Origin of the sequence: Nocardia sp. NPDC051570 (assembly GCF_044454005.1) — a bacterium.
GTDB lineage: Bacteria > Actinomycetota > Actinomycetes > Mycobacteriales > Mycobacteriaceae > Nocardia.
In genome coordinates this window covers 178,626-193,399 of sequence record NZ_JBITDI010000008.1, presented here as the reverse complement: position 1 = coordinate 193,399, position 14,774 = coordinate 178,626, and the positions used below count along the sequence as shown (strand labels likewise).

General features: G+C 67.1%; 14 protein-coding genes, 2 pseudogenes and 1 riboswitch. Of the genes and pseudogenes, 7 read left to right on the top strand and 9 right to left on the bottom strand.

Features of this window, described 5'->3' with window-relative positions:
* The first annotated feature begins 32 nt into the window (after positions 1-32).
* On the top strand, positions 33-227 hold the full coding sequence (locus ACIA76_RS21840; RefSeq protein WP_397153672.1) for a DUF3046 domain-containing protein: 195 nt from the start codon (positions 33-35) through the stop codon (positions 225-227).
* A 142-nt stretch (positions 228-369) separates the two neighbouring features.
* Here the strand turns inward: ACIA76_RS21840 and ACIA76_RS21835 are convergent, their stop codons facing one another.
* Positions 370-1,809 (bottom strand): MFS transporter, encoded by a 1,440-nt coding sequence (locus ACIA76_RS21835; protein ID WP_397153671.1) that lies wholly within the window; start codon positions 1,807-1,809, stop codon positions 370-372.
* Between the two features lie 96 nt (positions 1,810-1,905).
* Between ACIA76_RS21835 and ACIA76_RS21830 the strand changes: the two genes are divergently transcribed.
* The 4 genes and pseudogenes from ACIA76_RS21830 to ACIA76_RS21815 form a co-directional block, all read left to right on the top strand.
* Positions 1,906-2,940 (top strand): Lrp/AsnC family transcriptional regulator, encoded by a 1,035-nt coding sequence (locus tag ACIA76_RS21830; protein WP_397153670.1) that lies wholly within the window; start codon positions 1,906-1,908, stop codon positions 2,938-2,940.
* A 156-nt stretch (positions 2,941-3,096) separates the two neighbouring features.
* Positions 3,097-4,140 (top strand): recombinase RecA, encoded by a 1,044-nt coding sequence (recA, locus tag ACIA76_RS21825; protein ID WP_397153669.1) that lies wholly within the window; start codon positions 3,097-3,099, stop codon positions 4,138-4,140.
* Positions 4,141-5,091: 951 nt separating this feature from the next.
* Positions 5,092-5,601, top strand: a pseudogene (gene recX / locus ACIA76_RS21820) (recombination regulator RecX); the annotation flags it as partial.
* A 78-nt stretch (positions 5,602-5,679) separates the two neighbouring features.
* A pseudogene (locus ACIA76_RS21815) lies at positions 5,680-5,832 on the top strand (recombination regulator RecX); the annotation flags it as partial.
* A 228-nt stretch (positions 5,833-6,060) separates the two neighbouring features.
* On the opposite strand, the gene ACIA76_RS21810 reads toward ACIA76_RS21815, so the two are convergent.
* The 7 genes from ACIA76_RS21810 to ACIA76_RS21780 all read right to left on the bottom strand — a co-directional run bounded on the left by ACIA76_RS21810 (position 6,061) and on the right by ACIA76_RS21780 (position 10,787).
* Positions 6,061-6,507: a 6,7-dimethyl-8-ribityllumazine synthase gene (locus ACIA76_RS21810; protein ID WP_397153668.1), complete on the bottom strand. Its 447-nt coding sequence runs from the start codon at positions 6,505-6,507 to the stop codon at positions 6,061-6,063.
* A gap of 76 nt (positions 6,508-6,583) precedes the next feature.
* Positions 6,584-6,749: riboswitch (FMN riboswitch) on the bottom strand.
* Between the two features lie 66 nt (positions 6,750-6,815).
* Complete coding sequence (locus ACIA76_RS21805; protein WP_397153667.1) at positions 6,816-7,025, bottom strand: hypothetical protein; 210 nt, start codon at positions 7,023-7,025, stop codon at positions 6,816-6,818.
* Positions 7,026-7,197: 172 nt separating this feature from the next.
* Positions 7,198-7,401: a hypothetical protein gene (locus ACIA76_RS21800; protein WP_397153666.1), complete on the bottom strand. Its 204-nt coding sequence runs from the start codon at positions 7,399-7,401 to the stop codon at positions 7,198-7,200.
* 175 nt (positions 7,402-7,576) lie between these two features.
* The gene (locus ACIA76_RS21795) at positions 7,577-8,470 is read right to left on the bottom strand and encodes an amino acid ABC transporter permease (protein ID WP_397153665.1); all 894 of its coding nucleotides are present in this window, start codon (positions 8,468-8,470) and stop codon (positions 7,577-7,579) included.
* Positions 8,467-9,144 carry an amino acid ABC transporter permease gene (locus tag ACIA76_RS21790; RefSeq protein ID WP_397153664.1) on the bottom strand — a complete coding sequence of 226 codons (678 nt, stop codon included), beginning with the start codon at positions 9,142-9,144 and terminating at the stop codon, positions 8,467-8,469. The genes ACIA76_RS21795 and ACIA76_RS21790 overlap by 4 nt, the downstream gene beginning before the upstream one ends.
* Positions 9,145-9,184: 40 nt before the next feature.
* Positions 9,185-10,012: a glutamate ABC transporter substrate-binding protein gene (locus ACIA76_RS21785; RefSeq protein WP_397153663.1), complete on the bottom strand. Its 828-nt coding sequence runs from the start codon at positions 10,010-10,012 to the stop codon at positions 9,185-9,187.
* Between the two features lie 46 nt (positions 10,013-10,058).
* Positions 10,059-10,787 carry an amino acid ABC transporter ATP-binding protein gene (locus tag ACIA76_RS21780; protein WP_397153865.1) on the bottom strand — a complete coding sequence of 243 codons (729 nt, stop codon included), beginning with the start codon at positions 10,785-10,787 and terminating at the stop codon, positions 10,059-10,061.
* 260 nt (positions 10,788-11,047) lie between these two features.
* Here ACIA76_RS21780 and miaB point away from each other — a divergent pair, with 260 nt between their 5' ends.
* Positions 11,048-12,586, top strand: a complete 1,539-nt coding sequence (gene miaB / locus ACIA76_RS21775) for a tRNA (N6-isopentenyl adenosine(37)-C2)-methylthiotransferase MiaB (RefSeq protein ID WP_397153864.1) — start codon at positions 11,048-11,050, stop codon at positions 12,584-12,586.
* A gap of 95 nt (positions 12,587-12,681) precedes the next feature.
* Complete coding sequence (locus ACIA76_RS21770; protein WP_397153863.1) at positions 12,682-13,260, top strand: hypothetical protein; 579 nt, start codon at positions 12,682-12,684, stop codon at positions 13,258-13,260.
* A gap of 2 nt (positions 13,261-13,262) precedes the next feature.
* Here ACIA76_RS21770 and ACIA76_RS21765 read toward each other — a convergent pair whose 3' ends face one another.
* Positions 13,263-14,699 carry a DUF349 domain-containing protein gene (locus ACIA76_RS21765; RefSeq protein ID WP_397153662.1) on the bottom strand — a complete coding sequence of 479 codons (1,437 nt, stop codon included), beginning with the start codon at positions 14,697-14,699 and terminating at the stop codon, positions 13,263-13,265.
* Positions 14,700-14,774 lie beyond the last annotated feature (75 nt).

The window sequence follows — 14,774 nt, the reverse complement described above, 5'->3', positions numbered from 1 at the left end:
CACGGTCCATGCCACCCGGTAGCCTCGGTGCGGTGCGATTGACTGACTTCCGGGAGCTTGTGCACGGCGAATTCGGCGTGGCCCGCGGCGATGCCCTGCTCACCGATCACACGCTGCCCGCGCTGGGCGGGCGGACGGGCGCCCAGGCGATCGAGGGCGGCGTGGAACCACGCAAGGTGTGGCGTGCGCTGTGCGCCGAATTCGACGTCCCGCGAGTCCGCTGGTGATATCGCTACCACCGACAGTCGCCGCACTGCTGGGCGATTCGCCCACCCGTTCGCGCGATCACGAAGGGCGCAGCGGTGTCGTGGAATTCGTCGACGGCGCCCACTGGATGAAGCGCGGCCCCGATCCCGTCCGGCTGGAGTGCTACCGGCTGCTGGACGAGCTGTTCCGAACCAACTCACGAGCACTCGACCCTCGGCGTTTCGGGGATCCACCGCCCGCGAGCGCCGAGGGAAACAGCGCGAAGGCCAGTGCACCGAACGCGATCCCCACACCCCCGGCCACCGCGACCGCTGCGTCGAGTCCGTTCACGAACTGGGACAACCCGATTCGTGGCCCAGCACCGGCCGAGCCACGAAACACCGTGCCCAGCACCGCGACTCCCAGCGCCAGGCCGAGCTGCCGCGCGGTATTGACCGCACCGGCGGCCGTCCCGCTCTGCCGCGGCGACACCGCCGCCATCCCGACCGCCACCAGCGACGGCGCCATCACGCCGACCCCGATGCCGATCACCACATATCCGAGAAGCAGTGCGCTCCAATCGGATTCGGTATCGACGATCCCGAGCAGCGCGGTGCCTGCACCGATCGTCACCAGTCCGCCGCCGATCGTCCACTTCGGCGCCAGATCGTGCAGGAACCGCCCGAACACACCCGATACCAGGAATGCCGTCGCCGCCATCGGCAGCATGGACAGCCCCGCCCGCAGCGGTGAGAGGTGCAGCGACTGCTGCAACCACAGGGATACGAACGGACTGCTCGCGAAGGCGGCGAAGTTCATCCCCGCGGCCGCGATCAGCGTCGCGCCGAATTCGCGATTGCGCAGCAGTGCGAGCGGGAACATCGGTGCGGCACTGCGTGATTCGATCATCCCGAAGGCGAGCACCGCGGCCACGCCCCCGATCATCGCCGCCAGCGCCTGCCCATCGTCCCAGCCGTGTTCGCCGCCGCGGATGATGCCGTAGACCAGTGCCGTGGCGGCCACCGCGAACGCGACCATCCCGGCGACGTCCACCGCGCGCCCGGTATGCCGAGGAGAGGGTCGGAAGACGAGGGCGGACAACACGACCGCCACCACCGCGATCGGCAGGTTCACCAGGAAGATCCACCGCCACGACAGCAGATCGATCAGCATGCCGCCGAGCACCACCCCGATCCCGGCCGCCGCGCCCGATACCGCGCCCCAGACGCCGAAGGCGATTCCGCGATCGCGCCCGGTGTAGGTGGCGTGCAGCAGCGACAGCGTGGTCGCGAACATGGCCGCACCGCCGATGCCCTGCAATGCCCGCGCCGCCACCAGCACCGAAACCGATTGCGCCGCACCGCAGGCCAGCGAGGCGGCGGCGAACACCACCAGTCCGATCAGATAGGTGGGCTTGGCGCCCACCCGGTCGGCCAGCGAGCCCAGCACCAGTAGCAGCGCCGCCAAGGCCAGCGCATACCCGTCGACGACCCACTGCAGTCCGGACAATCCGGTGCCGAGATCGCCGGCGATCTCGGGCAGCGCGATATTGACGACGGTGACGTCGATGAGCAGCATCAGCGTGCCGAGACACGCCGCGAACAAGGGGAGCCATTTCCGCACAGCGACCTCCAGAGCGAACGAACGATATCGACGGCAAGCCTGTGGCATGCTTGAATATCCACCTAGTCATCCATTGATCAGCGTTGGATTCCACCCATGCGGCCAGAAGATCTCGTCGATTCCTCCAATATGGATCTGCTCGACAAGCAGATCGTGCACGCGCTGGTCACCGATGCCCGCATTCCGTTCGCCAAGCTCGGCACGATCCTCGACGTCTCCGAGCAGACGGTCGCGCGGCGTTATCGATCGCTGCGGCAGCGCGGCATCATTCATGTCTCGGGCCTGGTGAACGCCGTGCCGCTCGGGCACACCCGCTGGATACTGCGGCTGCGCTCGACCCCGGACAAGGCGCTGCGGCTGGCCGAATCGCTGGCCCGGTTCCCGGATGTGAGTTGGGTGTCGTTGCTGTCCACCGGATCCGAGGTGGTCTGCGTGAGCCGGCCGCAGTCGATCGAACGGCGCGACGCGCTGCTGTTGCACACCCTGCCGAAGGCGGCGCAGGTGGTCGAGATCCGCGCACACGAGGTGATCCACCGCTTCCCGCTGGAATCGGAGTGGCCGCACTACGACCGCCTGCTCACCGCCGAACAGCGCGAGGCGCTGGGCGAACGGCCGCCGATCCGCCAGGACGGCCCGGGGACGCCGGTGGATCTGTCGGCGGCCGACGAGACCATGCTGGCGATCCTGGCCCGCGACGCGCGCGCCTCCTACGCCCGCATCGCCGCCGAGACCGGTTGGAGCCCAACGCGAGTCGCGCGGCGCATGGACGAGCTCGTCGAATCCGGGGTGTTGTACTTCGATATGGACTTCGCCATCGACCGGATGGGTCACGCCGTGCGGGCCTCGCTGTGGCTGCGCACCCGCCCGGCCGATCTGCACGCGGTGGGCAGCGCCGTCGCGATGCATCCCGAGGCCGCGTTCGTCGCCGCCACCACGGGCCCGACCAATCTGGCCGCCTCGATCGTGTGCCGCGATACCGCGCATCTGTACCGCTATGTCACAGAGAAGCTGGGTTCGCTCGACGGCATCACCGATGTCGAGGTCACCCCGGCGCTGCGGGTGTTCAAACAGGCCCAGGCGCTGATGCATACCGATCGCGTCACCCTGGTTCCCGAGCCGAACCGCAGGTAGCCGGGGTGATGCCGACGGCTTTTGCGTGTCGTGGGGCGCGTCGCTTGCCTCGAACACGTGTTCGTCTAAGCTGGCCGTCAGAACTTGTCGGTGCCGCCCTCTACGGTGGGCATCAACCACATAAGAGACCCACCCGTCGAGAAGGGGATCCAGACGATGGCACCACAGGCTTACGACCGCGACAAGGCGCTCGAGCTCGCACTCGCGCAGGTCGAGAAGAGTTTCGGTAAGGGTGCCGTGATGCGCCTGGGCGAGGAGGCGCACCAACCCATCTCGGTGATTCCGACGGGTTCCATCGCGCTGGATATCGCCCTGGGTCTCGGCGGTCTGCCGCGCGGACGCATCGTGGAGATCTACGGTCCGGAATCCTCCGGTAAGACCACCGTCGCCCTGCACGCCATCGCCAATGCGCAGGCCGCCGGCGGTGTCGCGGCATTCATCGACGCCGAGCACGCCCTGGATCCGGACTACGCCCGCAAGCTCGGCGTCGATACCGACGCGCTGCTGGTCTCCCAGCCCGATACCGGTGAGCAGGCGCTCGAAATCGCCGATATGCTGGTGCGTTCCGGCGCGCTGGACATCATCTGCATCGACTCGGTGGCCGCGCTGGTGCCGCGCGCCGAGATCGAGGGCGAGATGGGCGACAGTCACGTCGGTCTGCAGGCCCGCCTGATGAGCCAGGCGCTGCGCAAGATGACCAGCGCCCTCAACAACTCCGGCACCACCGCCATCTTCATCAACCAGCTGCGCGAGAAGATCGGCGTGATGTTCGGCTCGCCCGAGACCACCACCGGTGGTAAGGCGCTGAAGTTCTACGCCTCGGTCCGCCTGGATGTGCGCCGGATCGAGACCCTCAAGGACGGCACCGACGCGGTCGGCAACCGCACCCGCGTGAAGGTCGTCAAGAACAAGGTCGCGCCGCCGTTCAAGCAGGCCGAATTCGACATCCTGTACGGCGTGGGCATCTCCAAGGAGGGCTCGATCATCGATATGGGTGTCGATCAGGGCTTCATCCGCAAGTCCGGCTCCTGGTTCACCTATGAGGGCGACCAGCTCGGCCAGGGCAAGGAGAATGCGCGCAAGTACCTCAAGGAGAACACCGACGTGCGCGACGAGATCGAGAAGAAGATCAAGGAAAAGCTCGGTATCGGTGCGGATGTCACCGCAGACGCGGGTGCCGAGGCGCCCGTCGACTTCTAGCCGATGCTGGACCGGGAAGCGCCGGGGCCCAATCCCCTCCAGGGCTCCGGCGCGACTCGGCTCGATGCGGTGGAGCGCCTGCGCCGACAACTCGCCGATCTGGAAGCCGGTAGCGCCCGCTCCCGCTCGGACTCACCCCGACGGGTGCGATCCGCGCCCAAACGCCCAGGAGCCGAAGGGAATTCCCGCGGCCTCTGGCGCTCAGACGACGGCCCGGTCGATGACAGCGCCGCCGAGGCTCCGCACCAGGGAGACGCGGGGTTCCCTGGTGCAGAGCCGACCGAGGGCGCCGCATCCGCCACCCGCCGCGGACGACGATCGATCGACGGTCGTGCCGGAACCCATTCGGCCCCAGCCGATTCCACCCACACCCCATCGCGCGCGGATCACCGCGAACGACCCCCCATTGCCGACCCGAACGAATGGGATGCACCCGATTCCGTTCGACGCCAACCTCGTCATCCGTCGCGTGTGGACGATGCCGAGCGTTCGGATGCGATGGGCGAGTCGGAGTGGGATGCGGATGGTTTCGGTGGTGATCGGCGTCGTGATATGGCGCGTGTGGACGATGCCGAACGCTCGGACACGATGGGCGAGTCCGAGTGGGATGCGGCCGGATTCGATGGTGATTGGCGTCGTGATATGGCGCGTGTGGACGACGCCGAGCGCCCGGACACGATGGGCGGGTTCGAGTGGGATGCGGCCGGTTTCGGCCGTGATCGGCGTCGTGACGTGGTGGGTGTGGACGATGTCGAGCGATCGTTCGCGGCCGATGTGCCCGTGCGGGATGGGGCTGATATCGGTCGTGGGCGGCGTGGTTCGGTGCGGGCGGATGATGTCGAGTGCTCGGATGAACGGTTCGAGGTCGATTCCGGGCGGGATTCGTCGCATGAGGCGGACGGTCGGCGGCGGCCCGGATCGGGGCATGGCGGTCGTCGGGGGTCGCGGCGACGGGGTGAGGGCGCGGCGGCCGAACCGGCCGGGGGCGGTACCGAGGCGCAGGCCAAGGACGTGTGTCTGCGGTTGCTGACCGATCGGGCGCGCAGCCGGGCGGAGCTGGCGGACAAGTTGGCGGCCAAGGGATTTCGCGCCGAGGTCGCCGAGCGGGTCTTGAACCGTCTCACCGAGGTCGGCCTCATCGACGACGCGGCCTTCGCCGAGCAGTGGGTGCACTCCCGGCATACCTACTCCGGAAAGGGTAAGAAGGCCCTCGCCCAGGAGCTTCGCCGCAAGGGCGTGGCACCGGCGGACGCCGAACCGGCCCTGGCAGGTATCACCACCGACGACGAACACACCCGCGCGGCCGAACTGGTCCACCGCAAACTGCGGAGCCTGCCGCCGGATCTCGACCGCGACAAGGCGATCCGCCGCCTGGTCGGCATGCTGGCGCGCCGCGGCTACGACCCCTCGACGGCGCATGCGGTCGTGATGTCCGCGGTCAAGGAGGCCGGGCTCGAGACCGAACGGCAGCGCGAGCCCGCACCGGACCATGCCCGCCCCGTCACCCGGCCCGATACCGCCCCGGACGAATCCGCCGCCACCGAACTGATCCGCCGCAAACTCCGCACGATGTCGCGCGACCTGGACCGCCAGAAGGTCATCCGCCGCCTGGTCGATATGCTCGCCCGCCGCGGCTACAACCAGTCCGCCGCCTACACGCTCGTGAAAGCCGAACTGGCGCAAGCCGAATAGATCCGCACGCACGAGCTGTCCGTCCTCGCGCACGAATGCTGCGATTTCTGATGGAGGAGACGGGATTTCGCGCGCTGGCGCTCGAAGGTGAACGCTGCGACCAGCATCGCGATCGACGAGTACCGGCAACGTGATTCGCTGGCACGAGCGCACCGGCGACAAGCTGCCGCCTCCGATCCCGCGCCCGCCCGTACCGTGCCCCGGCACCCGGGGCACGGTACGTCGTCATCAGGCCGGGACGGCGTCCAGCTTCAGCGTGGCCGCAATGGCATTGGCCAATTCCGCGCCCTTGATATCGAAGTGACGGGCGAAGTACGCCACATGTTCCCCGTGCTCATGGAAGTGGTGCGGGGTGAGGACCGCCGAGAATACCGGGACATCGGTATCGAGTTGGACGCGCATGAGTGCGTCCACCACGGTCGAGGCCACGAAATCGTGGCGGTAGATACCGCCGTCGACCACCAGTGCGCAGCCGGCCAGTGCCGCGTATCGGCCGCTGGCGGCCAATCGTTTGATGCGCAGCGGGATTTCGAAGGCGCCGGGGACCTTGATCACCTCGACGTCGGGGAAGCCGTGCTCGGCGAGTGCCGCGCGGCAGGCCGTCACGGCCCGGTCGACGATATCGGCGTGCCAGCGGGCGGCGACGATTGCGATGCGATTCGAGATGGGTGACATGAAGATTCCTCCTGTTCGCTGTCACCCAGGGCATAACAACGCGAACAGGGAGCACCCATGGACGGGCAGCCCGGTTCCGTGTTCTCTTTCATCCGGACTATGACCGTCGGCTCCGGAATCACACCGGAATCTGCTGGACCCACGACATCCGTGGATGGCGTGGCGCTCGCGGGCTAGGACACCGGGACGGCCCGGATACCAGTACCGCCGGTGGGGAATTCCACCCCGCCCTGAGAACGTGTACGCCCGGACGGTACCAAGCTCGAGGAACCGGGCGCAAGATCGGCTGTCCGCCACGGCATCCGGGCTCAGTTGCCGGAGTACGGTCCCAGCACGCGATCGAGGAGATGGTCGAGGAGTTCGACGGCCCCGGCGGCACTGCAGTAACCGGCGAGCGTTCCCTGGGCCAGGCCTCCGACCGACGCGCCGATGAGCTCGGCGTCGAGGTCGACATTCACCGGCTTCGCTGAGACGTCCGGGTGATGGGCCTTCCGGAGCTGATCGGCGACGAGGGTCACCAATGCGCGTGGTGCGGCGAGAGTTTCCGCGGAGGTGATGCCCTGGCCACGGTCTCGAGCAGATCCGGTGTCGCCAGCACAAGATGGTCGAGTATGCCCACAGCCCAACCCTACTCAGCCACAAGTGTCCAGCTCATCGACGGCGACACGCGGAAGACCGGGAACGTCGATATCACCCCTCGGGCAACGGGATCAGTTCGAGATGTTCGGCGGGTGCGGATGCGGTGGTGCAGGAACCGCGGTTGGCCACGATATCCACCCCGCCTCGATGCGCTACCAGCCAGCGTCCGCACACACAACGCAGATAGCGGACGGAACCGTGCGCCGAGACGAACATCGGCGACGACCAGGAGCAGGCGGGACAGATGGCAGACATAGCAGCCAAGATTGGAGACCGAACGGTGCGAATGCAATCACCCGGTCGGCGTGGCGAGCTAATCGTTGGACAACCGCTCCCGGTCGTCGGCAGTGGCGAGACCGGCGACCGGAAGCAGTGCCCGTTCAGAATTCCCGAAACCCCTGCCGCTCACGAGGGTTCGGCTCATCGTGAATCACTTCGCGGGGGTCAGGTCCAATCCCGGCGCCGCGGTGGTGAGGACCGCGTCGGCGGCCACCACGCCGCGCCCGCGGCGACGAGAGCGCAGCCGGCGCTCCAGCCAGGTGGCGATCTTGGACAGCGCCCAGTTCAACACGATCATGATGACCGCGATGACGATCAGCGACGGCACCGTATTCTGTTCGGCCGCACCGAGCTGCTGACCCTGCCGCACGATCTCCTGATAGGTGATCTGATAGCCCAGCGCCGAATCCTTCAGCGCCACAACCATCTGCGACACGATCGCGGGCAACATGGCGGTGATCGCCTGGGGGAGCAGGATCAACCGCATCAGCTGACCCTTGCGCAGGCCCAGCGCGGTCGCGGCCTCGGTCTGCCCCTTCGGCAGCGAGCGGATGCCCGAGCGCACGATCTCGGCGATGACCGAGCCGTTGTAGATGGTCAGGGCGATGACGACCGCCGCCAGCGCTAGCTGATCGGACGGGAACACCTGCTTCTGCGCGAAGAACGCGAACAGGAAGATCATCATCACCAGTACCGGGATGGCACGGGCGAATTCGACGACGATCCCGGCCACCAAGCGCACGCCGCGATGATCGGACATTCGCGCGACGCCGAAGACCATACCGAGCACGAGCGCGAAGACGATCGACAGCACCGCGGCGATGATCGTGCCGCGCAGACCGGGCAGCAGATAGGTCTTCCACACCTCGCCGTCGAGGAACGGCTTCCATTTCTCGGCGGTGAACTGGCCCTTATCGGCGAAGCCGCGATAGACGAACCACGCCACGGCGACGACCACGATCGCGACCAGCACCGAGTAGATGTTGTGCCGCACCCGGGCCTTCGGGCCCGGCGCGTCATAGAGAACCGAGACACCGGAGCTCATCGAGCCACCTCGAATCGCTTGGCGAGCCAACCGAACAGCAGTCCGGTCGGCAGGGTGAGAATGACGAATCCGAAGGCGAAGATCGCGCCGATCACGAGGATCTGCGCCTCGGATTCGTTCATCGACGCCATGAGGAACGCGGCCTCGTGCACGCCGATGGCCGAAGCGATCGTCGAATTCTTGGTCAGGGCGATCAGGACGCTGCCCAGCGGCGCGATCACCGAGCGAAATGCCTGCGGCAGCACGATCAGCCGCAGATTCTCACCGAAGGTCAGGCCGAGTGACCGCCCGGCCTCGGACTGGCCCAGCGGCACGGTGTTGATGCCCGAGCGCAGCGATTCGCAGACGAACGAGGCGGTGTAGACGCTCAATCCGATCACGGCCCACCGAAAGGCATTGTCCTGGATGGAATTCGAGCCGTGCGCGAGTTCGATGCGCATCGTGCTCAGCAGGCCGATGGAACAGAACACCAGGATCAGGGTGAGCGGGGTATTGCGGAAGACGGTCACGTACGCCGTGCCGAGCCAGCGCGCCACCGGCACCGGCGACACCCGCATGGCGGCGACGACGGTGCCGAGGATCAGCGCGCAGATTCCCGACAGCACGGTCAGTTTGATGGTCATCCAGAACGCGTCGAGCAGTTGGGAGTCGTATCTGGAGATCAGGTCGAACACGGCGGACGTGCTCCTCGCGGTAGCAGGGAACCGGGATGGATCAGTACCGGTCGACGGTGGGCGGCTGCGGCACCTGGAATCCGGTGCCCGCGAAATCCTTCTCCAGCGCGGACTTCCAGGTCCCGTCGCTGATCATCGCGTCGATGGCGTCGTTGATCTTGTCGCGAGATTCCTTATCGCCCTTCTTCACGCCGATGCCGTACTTCTCGATGGTGAAGGGCTTGTTGACCAGCTTGAGCTGACCGGGCGACTGCGCGGCGTAACCGGCGAGGATGACGTTGTCGGTGCTGACCGCGTCCATCGCGCCGGACTTCAGCGCCTCGATGCACAGCGAGTAGGTGTCATAGGTCTGCAGCTGCGCGTCCTTGTAGTTCTTCTCCAGGTTCTGCGCGGGGGTCGAACCCTTGACCGAGCAGACCTTCTTGCCCTTCAGCGCATCCGGACCGGTGATATCGGTGTTGTCCGCGCGCACCAGCAGATCCTGGCCCGCGATGTAGTACGGGCCCGCGAAATCGACCTTCTCCTTGCGCTGATCGGTGATCGAGTACGAGGCGACGATGAAGTCGACCTGGCCGTTCTGGATCAGTGTCTCGCGCTGCGCCGACGGAGCCTCCTTGAACGAGATGTTCTCCGGCTTCACACCGAGCTTGCCCGCGACGTACTTGGCGACATCGACATCGAATCCGGAGAACGAGCCGTCCTTATCGCGCAGGCCGATACCCGGCTGGTCGAACTTGATGCCGACGGTCAACTTGCCGTCGGCGGCGTGCTGCGATACGGATTTGGAGCTACCGCCGCCGCAGCCGGTGGCGACCGCCGCGATGGCCAGGGCGCCGATGCCTATCCGCAGCGCACGAGTGATCCTCATCGAATTCCTTCTCTCTGGTGAGGTATGTGGGGGTGATTGTCACCGGTCAGTGGCTCAAGATCTTGCCCAAGAAATCCTTGGCACGGTCGGATCTCGGTGCGGTGAAGAAGGTTTCGGGATCGGTGTCCTCGACGACCTGACCGTCGGCCATGAACAGCACCCGGTGCCCGGCGCGCCGGGCGAAGCCCATCTCGTGGGTGACCACGAGCATGGTCATGCCGTCCTTGGCCAGCTGGACCATCACCTCGAGCACCTCGTTGACCATCTCCGGGTCCAGCGCGGAGGTGGGCTCGTCGAACAGCATGACCTTCGGATTCATCGCCAGCGCCCGCGCGATGGCCACGCGCTGCTGCTGCCCACCCGACAGCTGGGCCGGATACTTATCGGCCTGATCGGCGATGCCGACCCGCTCGAGCAGTGTCATCGCGGTCTCGCGCGCCTGCTTCTTATCGATGCGGCGCACCTTGACCGGCGCCAGCATGACGTTCTCCAGGATCGTCTTGTGCGCGAACAGGTTGAACGATTGGAACACCATGCCCACATCGGAGCGCAGCTTGGCCAGCGCGCGCCCCTCGGCCGGTAGCTGGACACCGTCGACGGCGATGGTGCCGGAATCGATCGGTTCGAGCCGATTGATGGTGCGGCACAGTGTCGACTTGCCGGAACCGGAGGGACCCAGAACGATCACCACCTGCCCCTTGGGCACCTCGAGGTTGATGTCCTGGAGCACGTGCAGCGCGCCGAAGTGCTTGTCCACCTTGTGCATCGCGATCATCGGCGGTGCGTCGACGGGCGCGGTGGCGTTCGGATCAATGACAGTGCCGGGTGTTGCGTCGGCAGCAGCGTCGGTCATGGCTCGACCTTAAGTTGAAATCACAGGAAATGCTCAACTTTGCGGGACGCGTCGACGCAGCTCGGATAACGATCAACCGAAGCTTGACATCGGTGATCGGTATCACTGCTGCTCCCGTCGTGGGCAGGCGGGGTGGGTATGCGGTTTCGGTGAACCGATACGCTGGATGAGTGAATTCGTCGATGCAGCTCGAGGCAGGTTCGGTGGCGGCATCGGAGTCGGCGCGAACCTATGAGGTCCGCACCTACGGCTGTCAGATGAACGTCCACGACTCCGAACGCCTGTCGGGCCTGCTCGAGGACGCCGGCTATACCAAGGCCGTGCCCGGTTCGACCGCGGATCTGGTCGTGTTCAACACCTGCGCGGTGCGCGAGAACGCCGATAACAAGCTGTACGGAACGCTGGGACATCTGGCCCCGATCAAGGCCGAGCGGCCGGGCATGCAGATCGCGGTCGGCGGCTGCCTGGCGCAGAAGGATCGCGACACCGTCGTGCGCCGGGCGCCGTGGGTGGACGTGGTGTTCGGGACACATAATCTGGGTTCGCTGCCGGTGCTGCTCGAGCGGGCCCGGCACAACGAGCAGGCGCAGGTCGAGATCCTCGAATCGCTCGAGGCATTTCCCTCCACACTGCCCGCCCGGCGCGAATCGTCCTATGCGAGCTGGGTGTCGATCTCGGTGGGCTGCAACAACACCTGCACCTTCTGTATCGTTCCGGCGCTGCGCGGCAAGGAGATCGACCGCCGCCCCGGCGATGTGCTCGCCGAGGTGCAGGCGCTGGTCGATCAGGGCGTGCTCGAGGTGACGCTGCTGGGGCAGAACGTGAACTCCTACGGCGTGAACTTCGCCGACCCCGATGAGCTTCGCGACCGGAGCGCCTTCGCGCGGCTGCTGCGCGCATGCGGTCCGATCGAGGGTCTGGAGCGGGTGCGCTTCACCTCGCCGCATCCGGCCGAATTCACCGATGACGTGATCGAGGCGATGGCCGAGACCCCGAATGTCTGCCCGCAGCTGCATATGCCGCTGCAGTCGGGATCGGATCGGGTGCTCAAGGCCATGCGCCGGTCCTATCGCAAGGCGCGCTATCTGGGCATCATCGAGAAGGTGCGCGCGGCGATGCCGCATGCGGCCATCACCACCGACATCATCGTCGGCTTCCCGGGCGAGACCGAGGAGGACTTCCAGGAGACCCTGGACGTCGTGCGGCAGGCGCGATTCACCAGCGCCTTCACCTTCCAGTACTCGATCCGGCCCGGCACCCCGGCCGCGACCATGGCCGATCAGGTGCCCAAGGCCGTCGTGCAGGAGCGCTACGACCGGCTCATCGCGCTGCAGGAACAGATCTCGCTGGAATCGAATCGGGCGCTGATCGGCAGCGAGGTGGAACTGCTCGTCGCCGAGGGCGCGGGGAAGAAGAACGCGGCGACGGCGCGGATGAGCGGCCGCGCCCGCGACGGGCGACTGGTCCACTTCCGGCCGACGGCACAGGGCGCGATCCGGCCCGGCGATATCGTCACCGTCGAGATCACCGAGGCGGCGCCGCATCACCTGATCGCCGACGCTCCGATCCGCGACCACCGCCGCACACGCGCGGGCGATGCGCACGAACGCGGCACCACCCCCAAGACCGCGCCGATCGGTGTGGGACTGGGCCTTCCACGCATCGGCGCCCCGGATCCGGAACCCGCGGCCTCCGCATGTGGAACCGGCTGCGGCGCATGATGATCGCGGGACCACCCGATACGGCAAGGCGGTGAGGGATCGTGGCTGATCGTGAGAAGGACCAACCGGCGCAGGACGAGCCGAACGAGGAGAACATGAATCCGGCCGAGACCAAGACCTTCGAGCAGTATCACGACGAGCTCGAGGCGGTCGAACGCAAGATCGCCGGGGAGATCGATCCCGGATATCGGGCGATGGTGGTGGCGTCCGCGGTATTCGTCCTGTTGCTGTCGCTGGTGCTACCGCATGCCGGCGCGGCGCGCGGGCTGGATGTGGTGCTCTACGACCACACCGCGCAGGTCGAGCACATCGGGCTGCCGTCGCGGGTGTTCGAATGGTTCGTCGTGGTCTTCGGCATCTGCTTCTCCTCGCTCGCGCTGGTCACCCGCCGATGGGCGCTGGCGTGGGTCGCGGTCGCGGGCTCGGCCGTCGGCAGCGTCTTCGGCGTGCTGTCGATCTGGCATCGGCAGACCCCGGGCATAGGCGACTATCGCGGCGCCGGACCAGGAATCGGTCTGATCCTGGCGACGCTGGCGATCGTCGTGCTGACCTTCCACTGGATCAAGGTGGTGTGGAGTCGCACCGCGATGCAGCTCGAGGCCGAGGAGCAGCGCCGGATCGCCGCCGCCCGAGAAGAGGAGCAGCACCGGCGCTGGCTGCACGGTGACAAGTAGCCTCAGCGCTGGCTGACGGCGCCCTCCGCGGCCTCGGCCCATTCGCGCCACTGCTTGGCCTGTTCGAGGGCCTTCTCGGCATCGCGGGTGCGGCCCGCGGCCTGGGCCTTGGCGGCCTGCTCCTCGAATTGGGCCACGCGCTCACGGAATTGGGCGGCGCGGGCCATGGCCTCGGGATCGCTGCGGCGCCACTGCGCGTCGACGGCCTCGCGCACGCGCTTCTCGATCGCGCGCAGCTTGCCCTCGAGGTCCTGCATACGTTCGCGGGGGACCTTGCCCAGGGCGTCCCACTTCTCCTGCAGTTCGCGCAGTGCGTTGCGCGCGGAGTCGAGATCCGAACCCGGATCGATCCGATGCTCGTAGGCGTGCAGCAGCTCTTCCTTGGCGGTGGCGTTGTGCTCGAATTCGGCGTCACGCTCGGTGGCCGCGGCATTGCGCGCGGCGAAGAAGACGTCCTGGGCGCTCTTGAAGCGACGCCACAGCTGTTCATCGGCCTCGCGCGGGGCGCGGCCGGCGGACTTCCACTCGGTGAGCATGTCGCGGAAGATCGAGGCGGTCCCGATCCAATCGGTCGAGGTCGACAGCTCCTCGGCGCGCACGCACAGCTCCTCCTTGCGCGTCTTCGCGGCCGCGCGCTCGCGGTCCAGCTCGGCGAAGTGCGCGCCGCGGCGGCGATTGAATCCCTCGCGGGCCTTGGAGAAACGCCGCCACAGCGCATCGTCGACTTTGCGGTCCACGCCGCGAATGGTCTTCCATTCGTCGAGGATTTCGCGCAGCCGATCGCCCGCGGCCTTCCACTGCGTGGATTCCGACGCGATCTGCTCGGCCTCCGCGCAGAGCGTCTCCTTGCGCTCGGTCTGCTCGTGGCGGGTGCGATCCTTCTCCTCCTTGGCCTGTGCCGCGGCCTCGTCGGAGTGTTCGATGATGACCTGTAGCCGCTGGGCCAGGCCGTCGATATCGCCGATGACCGCGGCGGTCGGCAGCGATTCGGCCAGGGCGGTGGCGGTGGCCTTGGTCTTGCGGGCGTCGGTCCCGGCGGCGAGCCGGGCCTCGAGCAGCGCGACCTCGGTGGCCAGATCGTCGAAGCGCCGGCCGAAATGGACCAGGCCCTCGGCGGCGTCGCCGGCCTGCCAGGATCCGACGCTGCGCTCGCCCTCGGCGGTCTTGACCCAGGCGGTGCCGTCCTCGTCGACGCGACCCCACTTGCTCGGATCGCTCACCGTCGGAACGACCACCGGATGCGGATGTTCCTGTGCCGGACCGGGAATGGGCTTGATCGCATGCGGTTTCGGGGATTCCGGCTTGCGGGTTCCCGGTTTCGGGGTACCGGGCTTGGGCGCATCGGCGGGCGTGGGTCGTGTCGCGGCGGAGTTGCTGGACTGCTGCGCCGTGCCGGTGTCCGGGTGGGTGGCCTTCTCGGTTCCGCTGTTCTCGGTCATCGCTCCTCGTCCCTGCCGCGCGTCACGGCTGCCTGGTTACGCCCTAGCTCATCCCCATTCAACCAGCCAAGAGGC